Consider the following 10,063-nt stretch of genomic DNA (forward strand, 5'->3'; position numbering starts at 1 on the left):
GGCTCCACCCCAGCCATTATCTACACCAAGTGCAACAGCATTTGATTCTAGGCTACCAACTTCACCATTAATTATTACAGTTGTAGGTCCCCAGTTTTGGGTTACTTTAGAATCAACCACTAATGGGAAAATTATTTCGTTTTGACCTGCTTCATTATAATCGTTATCAGCAAGGAAATTATAGCTGTAATTTGAAGCTAATGAAAAACCACCTCCAATTATTTTATTGCAATAAGTTAAACACTCTGTGTATTTGTTTTGACCAATATACACTTCTGCATTTAAATACATTTTTGCTAAAATCATCCAAGCAACAGCTTTATCAGATCTTCCATATTCATTCTGATTTGAACCTACTAAATCACCTTCTATTGCTAATAATTCAGTTTCAATAAAACTAAATAATTGTTCTCTATTGTATTCAGGACCTTGGTAAACACCAATTGGATCATCTTCTGTTACAAAGGCAGCTTTTCCATATAAATCCATTAAATGGTAATATGCTAAGGCTCTTAATAAACGAGCTTCTGCTCTGTAAGTTTTAACTTCACTAGATAGTGCAGTATGACCTCTTCTAGCTAATGCTTCTTCTGAAGACTGTCTTAAAAAGTCGTTTGTTAATGCTACTGAAAACATTGCTCTACTAAAAAAACCTAATAAAATTGTATTTGAAGCACTCCAAGTGTTTCTTTGAATTGCTTTTACGGCTCCACCTTCATCATTTTCGTAAGACCAAATTACTTCATCGGCAGCTAAATCTTGCAGATACCATAAAGTTCTTCCGTATTGACTGGTACCTGCATCTATTCCTTGTAAGTTAGAAGAGGCTGGGCCAGAGGTTCCTGTTAACGAAAGGTTTCCGTAAATTCCTGCTAATGCCTGAACGTAAGAGTCTTTACTTTTGTAAAAATCTTCAGATAAAAATTCGTCATCATCTTTTGGAGTTACATCTAATTCATTAGTACAAGCGCTAAAGAAAATTAGAGTTCCAAAAAAGAAAAATAATAATTTAAATATATTTTTTGTCTTCATGTTCTATTTTTTTAAAATTTAATATTAGCACCCATTAAGAAAGTTCTAGGTCTTGGATAAATTGTGTTATCTATTCCTCCAAAAACTTCTGGATCTAATCCACTATAATTAGTAATAGTAAATACATTTTGAACCCCAGTCCAAACACGTATACTAGAAATGTCTTTATTGAATTTATTAAAAGTATAACCAAGGTTTAGGTTGTCCATTTTAAGGAATGATGCGTTTTCTAAATAATAATCAGAAATTAAAACATTCGCAGTTTCAACAAAATTAGTTTCTAATACTGTAGTTGGAATGTTTCCTAACGCTGTTACATCTTGTAATAAATTATATTGAGCTCTTGATGAATTTACATTATTATACATGTAATTTCCAAAGCTTGCTCTTAAATTAAAACTTAAGTCAAAGTCTTTATAATTAATTCCAGTTTGGAATCCCATTGAAATATCTGCATTTGGTTTTTTATAGATATAACGGTCACTAGAGTTTATAATTCCATCTTGATTTATATCTGCGTACGCACCTTCAATAGGAGCACCAGCAGTATTGTATAATTGTTTATAAACAAAGTAAGAATATGGCGCAAAACCTTCTCTGTGAACTTGAATTCGAGATCCTGTACCACCACCAATACCACCAACTTCAATGTCTTGACCAAATGCCAACTCATCAATTTTAGTTTCGTTTATGTTTAAGTTATAGCTTACATTTACATTTAAGTCGTCCGTGCTAACAATATCTGAACCTATCATAAATTCTAAACCTTTTGAAGTAAACTGACCAATGTTTTGCCAACCAGCATTACTAAAGTTAGAACCATCGGCAACAGCTACGTTTGCTAAAAGATCGTTAGATTCTTTTAAATAAACTTCAATAGAACCTTTTAACTTATCATTAAAAAATCCATAATCTATACCTACGTTATAAGTTGTTGTTTCTTCCCATTTGATGTCTTCAAATTTAGATTGAGGAATACCAACAACAATTGCTGTATTTCCAAAAATATATTGAGAAAAACTATCTCCAATTACGTGTCTTCCTAAGAAAGCGTAAGAAGCAGGAATGTCTTGTTGACCTGTAATACCCCAACCAAGACGTAATTTTAATTCTGATAATACATTAGAATCTTTTAAGAAATCTTCTTCGTTAATTTTCCAAGCTAATGCAGCTGCAGGGAAATTACCCCATCTGTTGTCTGAGTTAAATCTTGAAGTTCCATCTCTTCTGTAAGAAAGTGTTAACAAATATTTATCCATAAAAGATAAATTTGTTCTGGCAAAGAACCCTAATAAAACAATATCAGGTTGTGTGTTTGTGTCTCTTTCAGCTAAAGGATCTATTTTATTTCCAGTATTGTAATCTTCTCCTTGAAATTTTTGATAAGAGTAACCAGCAGTAGCTTCAATATTTAAGTTTTCTAATTCTTTATTGTAGGCTAAGTATGCATCTAATAACAAGTTTTTTCTTTCACTTGTATAGTGAGACTCTGAACCTATATATGAAACTACACCATCTTCTTCAAATCTAAAACCATTAATACTCTCTGTAGAAAGGATGTTAGAACCAACACCATAAGATCTGTCGTATCCTAAATTAAGCACAGCTCTTAGTTCTGGAAAAGATTTAATTTTATAATCAAATTCTAGATTACCATACAATCTATCTACAATACTAGTATTTTCTCTTTGTAATAAATTGGCTACAGGATTTCTACCTGCATTGTCTCTAATACCATTTGTGTGGTATTCAAAGAATCCTCCAAATGGAGAAGTTGCATCGTACACAGGTTGTGTTGGATCGAAATAAAGGGCAGAACCTTCAACTCCATCAGCAAATCTGTTATTTTCAGAACTAATGTTAGCATTAAAGTTAATTTTTAAATGCTCATCTAGTAAACTAGGGTTTAAGTTAAAAGTTAAAGAGTTTCTTTCAAATTTTGAAGTTCTACGCAAACCAGGTTGTTGCGTATTTCCCCAAGATACTCTTGCAGGTACATTTTTAAATAATGCACCACTTAATGAAATTGATTGGTCAAAAGTGAATTTTTCTTCATAAATTTCATCTTGCCAATCTGTATTTGCATTTCCTAATTGCTCTACGCTAATTCCACCTTGACCAGCAGCAACTCTTTCGGTAATTAAATTTCGATATTCATCTGCACTAAAAACATTAATTTTATCAGCTAAAGTTTGATAACCAGCTTTAAAGTTAATATCTAAATTAAATCCAGACTTTCCTTTTTTAGTGGTAATAATAATAACCCCATTTGATGCTCTAGAACCATAAATGGCAGTAGAAGAAGCATCTTTTAGTATAGACATAGATTCTATATCATTTGGATTAATTGAGGCTAATATAGATCTGGAACCTCCGGCTGTTGAGTTAGATATTGGTAATCCATCTACAACAATAAGCGGATCATTTGACGCTCCTAAAGAAGAACCTCCTCTAATTCTAATAGCTGAACCTCCACCAGGAGAACCATCTGTTGTCACATTAACACCAGCAACACGCCCAGAAATTAAACTAGCAGGGGTTACAATGTTTCCCTTGTTAAAATCCTTTTCTGTAACGGCAGCAACTGACCCAGTTGCATCTTTAATAGTTGTAGTACCATAACCAATTACAACTACTTCGTCTAAAGACTCCGCACTTTCAACCATAGCAACATTAATTGTTGAATTACTTCCTACGGTTATTTCCTGAGTGTTAAATCCAATATAGGAAAACACCAATACATCACCAGGTTTAACGTTTTCTATTGAATAGTTTCCGTCAAAATCTGTTGCAGCTCCTTTAATAGTTCCTTTAATAATAATGCCAACACCAGGTAACGGAGAATTACCTGTAGCTTCGGTTACATTTCCTTTTATTGTTTGCTGAGCAAACATTAGTACAGGAAATAGAAGAATGACACTAAACAAAAAAATTTTAAAATTTTTCATCTATTTTAAGTTAATTAATAATTAAGGTTTGTTTAATAAATTGTACTAAAATTGATTAACACTTCACAAAGTAAATTTACAAACTTTACTATAAATAGACTACGAAAACGTTTGAAATTTGATCAACTACAACGTTTTCGTGTTAATAACTTTCTCACTCTAACGTTAGAGTGATTTTAAAAATTGAGACTTTTTAATCTTAAATAATTGTTTTAATAATATTTAAATCATTTTTAAGATATAATTTGTAGTACACTTTTTAAAAATTATATTTGTACAAAACCTCATTGTAAAAAAACACTATTAATGAAGCAAAAAATTACTCTAAAAATAATCGCCAAAGAATTTGATGTTTCAATTTCTACAGTTTCAAAAGCTTTAAAAAATAGTAATGAAATTAGTGAAGAGGTTCGTGAAAAAATTAAGGCGTATGCCGATTATTATAACTATAAACCAAATAGTTTAGCACTTCAGTTAAGGGCGCAAAAAACATCTGTTATAGGTGTAATTATCCCAGAAATTGTGCATCATTTCTTTTCAACTGTAATTGATGGTATTGAAGAGCACGCCAATAAAAGAGGATACAATGTAATGGTTTGTTTGTCAAATGAATCGTTTGAAAAAGAAGTTTCAAACATTAGTGTTTTAACCAATGGAAGTGTTGATGGAGTAATAGTTTCAATTGCTAGAGAAACTCAAAAAAAAGAAGATTATAGCCATTTTGAAATGTTATTAAAAGATGATTTCCCTCTTGTATTGTTTGATAGAATTGTAGATTCTCTAAAATGTGACAAAGTTATAATAGATGATATTGGTGGTGGTTTTAAAGCCGCAAATCACTTATTAGAAATTGGTTCTAAAAGAATAGCGTTATTAACAACAGAAGATTATGTAACAGTTGGAGCTTTGAGAAAAGTAGGGTATAGAAAGGCAATGTTAAATGCTGGATTAGAAGTAGATGAAGACTATGTTTTTAAAATTAATGATACAGAAAATTTATATGCCCAAATTGAAAAAATATTTCATTTAGAAAAAGTGCCAGATGCAATTTTAGCTGTAAATGAAATTTATGCAGCCATTGCTATGAAATTGGCAATTGAAAAAGGATATAAAATACCAGAAGATATTGCGGTATTAGGGTTTACAAGTGGATTAATATCGAAATTCACCTCTCCACCTTTAACAGCTATTACGCAACATGGTTACTTAATGGGACAACAAGCAGCAGAATTACTTATCAATAGAATTGAGCATACGGGCCCTAAAGAATTTCAAAAAGAAGTGATTTCTACAGGAATTAAAATACGGAAATCAACTTATATTGGAGGTTAAAAGCTGTAAACTCATATTTACGAAAACGTTCGAGTAAGAAATAACACCCTATTTAAGCCTAAAAACAGTTATTAATTTGATTTCCTGAAAATTTAATTTATATATTTGTTATGTAAAAGCAATTTTACAGTACTAAAATTTATTTTTCACTTCACTCAAACAATCAAAGCTTAATTTAACTTTGACTAGTATTTTAGTTATAAATTTTATAAATATGGAAAAACGGAAACTAAGTTTCTGGGATATCTGGAACTTGAGTTTTGGATTCTTAGGAATTCAAATGGGTTTTGCTTTGCAAAATGCCAATGCCAGTAGAATATTACAAATTTTTGGTGCAGATGTCCACGAATTGTCTTGGTTTTGGGTTGTAGCTCCTTTAACAGGCTTAATAGTACAGCCAATTATTGGTCACTATAGTGATAAAACTTGGACCAAACTTGGACGTAGAAGACCTTACTTTTTAGTAGGAGCTTTATTTGCAGCTGCAGGCCTAATTTTAATGCCGAATGCTGGAATGTTTACCCAGTTTATGCCTGCATTATGGGTTGGAGCTGGGATGTTAATGATTATGGATGCTTCTTTTAATGTTGCTATGGAGCCTTTTAGAGCATTGGTTGCAGATTTATTACCATCAGACCAAAGAACACTTGGTTTTAGTGTGCAAACTGTTTTAATTGGTATTGGAGCCGTAATAGGTTCTTGGTTGCCATATGTTTTAGCAAATTGGTTTGGTGTTGCAAATGAAACTGTCTCAGGTGAGGTGCCGCTAAACTTATTACTATCATTTATTATTGGTGCTGTTGTTTTAGTAGCAAGTATTTTAGTTACAGTATTTACAACAAAAGAATATTCTCCTGAAGAAATGGCATTATTTAATTCAGTAGTAGAAAAGGAAGAGGTTGAAGAAGAATCTAGTTTGTTAGATATTTTTTCTGATTTTAAGAAAATGCCTTTAACAATGAAACAATTAAGTTCTGTACAGTTCTTTTCTTGGTTTGGTTTATTTGGAATGTGGGTGTTTTCTACACCTGCAATTGCACATCATATTTATGGGTTAGGATTAGACGATCACGGAACTGCATACCAAAACGCTGGAGATTGGGTAGGAATTTTATTTGGAGTGTACAACGCTGTTTCAGCAGTATATGCGTTCTTTTTACCAGCCATTGCTAAAAAGATTGGTAGAAAAATGACCTATGCAGTTGGATTAGTTGGTGGAGGATTAGGATTAATTTCAATCTATTTTATGCCAAACGAAAACTGGCTTATCATTTCTATGTTTGGAATCGGAATTGCTTGGGCAAGTATTTTAGCAATGCCATATGCAATTTTAGCAGGTTCAATTCCAGCTAAAAAAATGGGAGTTTATATGGGAATCTTTAACTTTTTTATTGTACTGCCTCAAATTTTAAATGCAGTAATTGGTGGACCAATGATAAAATATTTTTACGGTGGAAATCCAATTTATGCACTTGTAGTTAGTGGTGTTTCATTATTAATTGCAGCAGCCTTAGTAGTAAAAGTTAAAGATGTAGATGATACAGTAACTGTTGAAATTTAAATTTTAGAATGAAAAAAGAAAAAGCATTTATATTCGATTTAGATGGTGTTATAGTTGATACCGCAAAATATCACTTTTTAGCCTGGAGAAATTTAGCGAACTCATTGGGTTTCGAATTTACTGAAGAGCAAAACGAATTATTAAAAGGAGTGAGTAGAGTTAAATCTTTAGAGATTTTGTTGAAAATCGGTAATGTTGAATTAACTGAAGACAAAAAACAAACATTGTTAATTCAAAAAAATACGGAATATTTACAGTATGTAAATAAAATGACTGCCGAAGAAATATTACCAGGGATTAATGAATTATTAGATTTTTTAGATCAAAATAATATAAAATATGCATTGGGTTCAGCGAGTAAAAACGCTCCATTAATTTTAGAAAAAGTAGGCTTGTTAAATCGTTTTACGGCTATTGTTGATGGAAACGATGTTTCAAAAGCAAAACCAGATCCTGAAGTGTTTTTAATTGGTGCTCAAAAATTAAATATGAAACCAGAAGACTGTATAGTTGTTGAAGATGCCATTGCTGGTGTTGAAGCAGCCAATGCTGCAAATATGTTAAGTATAGGAATTGGAGATGCAGAAGTTTTAAAGGAAGCAGACTATGTTTTAAGTGATACAACTGGTTTTACAACAGATTTTATACAAAAAATATTGAATTAAGATTATGAACAAGAACTATATAATACCAAACGAGTGGTCCATTGTTGAAAATGGTTTTGATACAGAAAATGTTGAAGCTTCCGAAAGTTTGTTTAGTATTGGAAATGGATCCATGGGGCAACGTGCCAATTTTGAAGAAGATTATTCAGGAAGCACATTTCAAGGAAGTTATATTGGAGGTATTTATTATCCAGATAAAACCAGAGTTGGTTGGTGGAAAAATGGATATCCAGAGTATTTCGCAAAAGTTTTAAATGCTCCAAATTGGATTGGAATTCATATTGCTATAAACGGAACTAAGTTTGATTTAAACACTTGTGAAATTTCAAATTTTAAGCGAGAATTAAATATGAAAGAAGGTTGGTTAGGCCGTTCTTTCAATGCTCAATTAGCATCTGGTGAACAAATTGAAGTAACTGCAAAACGTTTTGTTAGTATCGATTTTAACGAAACTGGCGCCATTGAGTACCGTATAAAAGCATTAAATTTTTCTGGAGAAATAACCTACGCACCTTATATTGATGCAGGTATTGAAAATGAAGATTCCAATTATGATGAATTCTTTTGGGAGATTTTAGAAATAGTTGAAGGTGAAAATAGTGGTTGTATTCTTTCAAAAACATTAAAAACAGAGTTTCACGTTAGCACAGCAATGCAAATAGCATTGGCTATCAATAATGAAGCAATTTCAGTTGCTCAAGAAACTAAAGTTGAAGCTAAAAAACTTACTTATTCATATAAATTAAATGTTAATGAAGGTGATGTTGCTACAATTTACAAATTTGGTAGTTATGTTAGTTCATTAAATTATAAAAATGAAGATTTAAATGCAGCTTCTCTTTCAAATGTACACAATGCGAACGAATTAGGTTTTCAAGAGCTTTTAAATACACAGATTAATGCTTGGGCTGATATTTGGAAAACAGCAGATATTGTAATTGAAGGAGATGTAAAAGCACAACAAGGAATTCGATTTAATATTTTTCAATTAAACCAAACTTATTTGGGCACAGATGCACGCTTAAATATTGGGCCGAAAGGGTTTACTGGTGAAAAATATGGTGGAAGTACCTATTGGGATACCGAAGCGTATTGTATTCCGTTTTATATGGCAACAAAAGATGATAAGGTTGCTAAAAATTTATTATTATACCGTTACAATCAATTAGATAAGGCTATTGAAAATGCTGAAAAGTTAGGATTTAAAAATGGCGCAGCATTGTATCCAATGGTAACTATGAATGGTGAAGAATGCCATAACGAATGGGAAATTACTTTTGAAGAAATCCATAGAAATGGTGCCATGGTTTATGGAATTTATAACTATGTAAATTACACACAAGATTTCGAATACATTCCAAAAAATGGGTTGGAAGTTATGATTGCTATTGCACGTTTTTGGCATCAAAGAGCTAATTTTTCTGAAGCTAAAAATAAGTATGTAATTTTAGGAGTTACCGGTCCAAACGAATACGAAAACAACATCAATAATAATTTTTACACAAATTATTTAGCAAAATGGTGTATTGATTATACTGTTGATTGTTTGAATAGAGTGCAAAAAGAATATACCGATGATTTCGAACGTGTTATCGCAAAAACAAATTTAACTGCTCAAGAAACTTCTGAATGGTTAAAAGTTGCAGATAATATGTATTTTCCTTTTGATGTAGGAAAACAAATTTATTTACAACAAGATGGATTTTTAGATAAAGAAATTATTCCTGTAAATAAATTAGATAAATCACAGCGTCCAATAAATCAAAAATGGTCTTGGGATAGAATATTGCGATCTTGTTATATAAAACAAGCCGATGTTTTGCAATGTTTTTACTTTTTCGAAAATAAATTTAGTGCTAAAGAATTAGAAAACCATTTCGATTTTTATGAACCAATTACAGTTCATGAATCATCGCTTTCACCTTGTGTACACGCTATTTTAGCAGCATCAATAGATAGAATGCCAAAAGCGTATGAGCAATATTTACGAACAGCACGTTTAGATTTAGACGATTATAATCACGAAGTTCACGAAGGTTGTCATATAACAAGTATGGCCGGAACTTGGATGTCTGTTGTGCAAGGTTTTGGAGGAATGCGTGTTTGGGAAGATGGTGTTTTATCATTCAATCCACAAATTCCAGCTGAATGGAAATCTTATTCGTTTACAATTAATTTTAGAGGAAACATTATTAAAGTTTACAAAAGCCAAACAGAATGTAAATTCTTTAATGAATCTGTAAATGAGGTAAAAATGCTTGTAGCTGATAAAGAAGTTAGAATTCCTTCAAATGAATTAGTTACAGTTTAAAGTTTTGAAAGGCAGAACTTGTTTTAGATGAAATTGTCATTCCTGCAAAAGCAGGAATCCACAAATTACGAAAATAGATTCCTCTTTGTCCGAATGACATTTGAGTTTTTTTAAAAATATCAAAAATTATTAAAATGAAAATTAATCACAAATTTATATTATTAGTTATGGTTGGCCTAAATGTATTCGCCCAAAAAGTGAAGAAAATAGAACC

General features: G+C 31.5%; 5 protein-coding genes and 1 pseudogene. 4 read left to right on the plus strand and 2 right to left on the minus strand.

From position 1 onward, the window contains the following. Positions 1-1,032, minus strand: a pseudogene (locus AB1Z17_RS03000) (RagB/SusD family nutrient uptake outer membrane protein); the annotation flags it as partial. Between the two features lie 11 nt (positions 1,033-1,043). Continuing rightward, positions 1,044-3,980, minus strand: coding sequence for a SusC/RagA family TonB-linked outer membrane protein (locus tag AB1Z17_RS03005; protein ID WP_368050309.1), 2,937 nt, complete (start codon positions 3,978-3,980; stop codon positions 1,044-1,046). A gap of 306 nt (positions 3,981-4,286) precedes the next feature. Here AB1Z17_RS03005 and AB1Z17_RS03010 point away from each other — a divergent pair, with 306 nt between their 5' ends. From AB1Z17_RS03010 to AB1Z17_RS03025, 4 genes are all read left to right on the plus strand, one after another. Next, a complete protein-coding gene (locus AB1Z17_RS03010; RefSeq protein WP_368050310.1) occupies positions 4,287-5,312 on the plus strand; it encodes a LacI family DNA-binding transcriptional regulator in 1,026 nt (341 codons plus the stop codon). 214 nt (positions 5,313-5,526) lie between these two features. Then, on the plus strand, positions 5,527-6,873 hold the full coding sequence (locus AB1Z17_RS03015; RefSeq protein WP_368050311.1) for an MFS transporter: 1,347 nt from the start codon (positions 5,527-5,529) through the stop codon (positions 6,871-6,873). 8 nt (positions 6,874-6,881) lie between these two features. Further along, on the plus strand, positions 6,882-7,538 hold the full coding sequence (pgmB, locus tag AB1Z17_RS03020) for a beta-phosphoglucomutase (protein ID WP_368050312.1): 657 nt from the start codon (positions 6,882-6,884) through the stop codon (positions 7,536-7,538). A gap of 4 nt (positions 7,539-7,542) precedes the next feature. After that, on the plus strand, positions 7,543-9,849 hold the full coding sequence (locus AB1Z17_RS03025) for a family 65 glycosyl hydrolase domain-containing protein (RefSeq protein WP_368050313.1): 2,307 nt from the start codon (positions 7,543-7,545) through the stop codon (positions 9,847-9,849). Positions 9,850-10,063: the final 214 nt, after the last annotated feature.

It is taken from the genome of Lutibacter sp. (assembly GCF_040883305.1).
GTDB lineage: Bacteria > Bacteroidota > Bacteroidia > Flavobacteriales > Flavobacteriaceae > Lutibacter.

Coding starts and splice junctions, on each gene's coding strand:
- AB1Z17_RS03005 (WP_368050309.1), bottom strand. CDS start 3,980: ATGAAAAATTTTAAAATTTTTTTGTTTAGTGTCATTCTTCTATTTCCT.
- AB1Z17_RS03010 (WP_368050310.1), top strand. CDS start 4,287: ATGAAGCAAAAAATTACTCTAAAAATAATCGCCAAAGAATTTGATGTT.
- AB1Z17_RS03015 (WP_368050311.1), top strand. CDS start 5,527: ATGGAAAAACGGAAACTAAGTTTCTGGGATATCTGGAACTTGAGTTTT.
- pgmB (WP_368050312.1), top strand. CDS start 6,882: ATGAAAAAAGAAAAAGCATTTATATTCGATTTAGATGGTGTTATAGTT.
- AB1Z17_RS03025 (WP_368050313.1), top strand. CDS start 7,543: ATGAACAAGAACTATATAATACCAAACGAGTGGTCCATTGTTGAAAAT.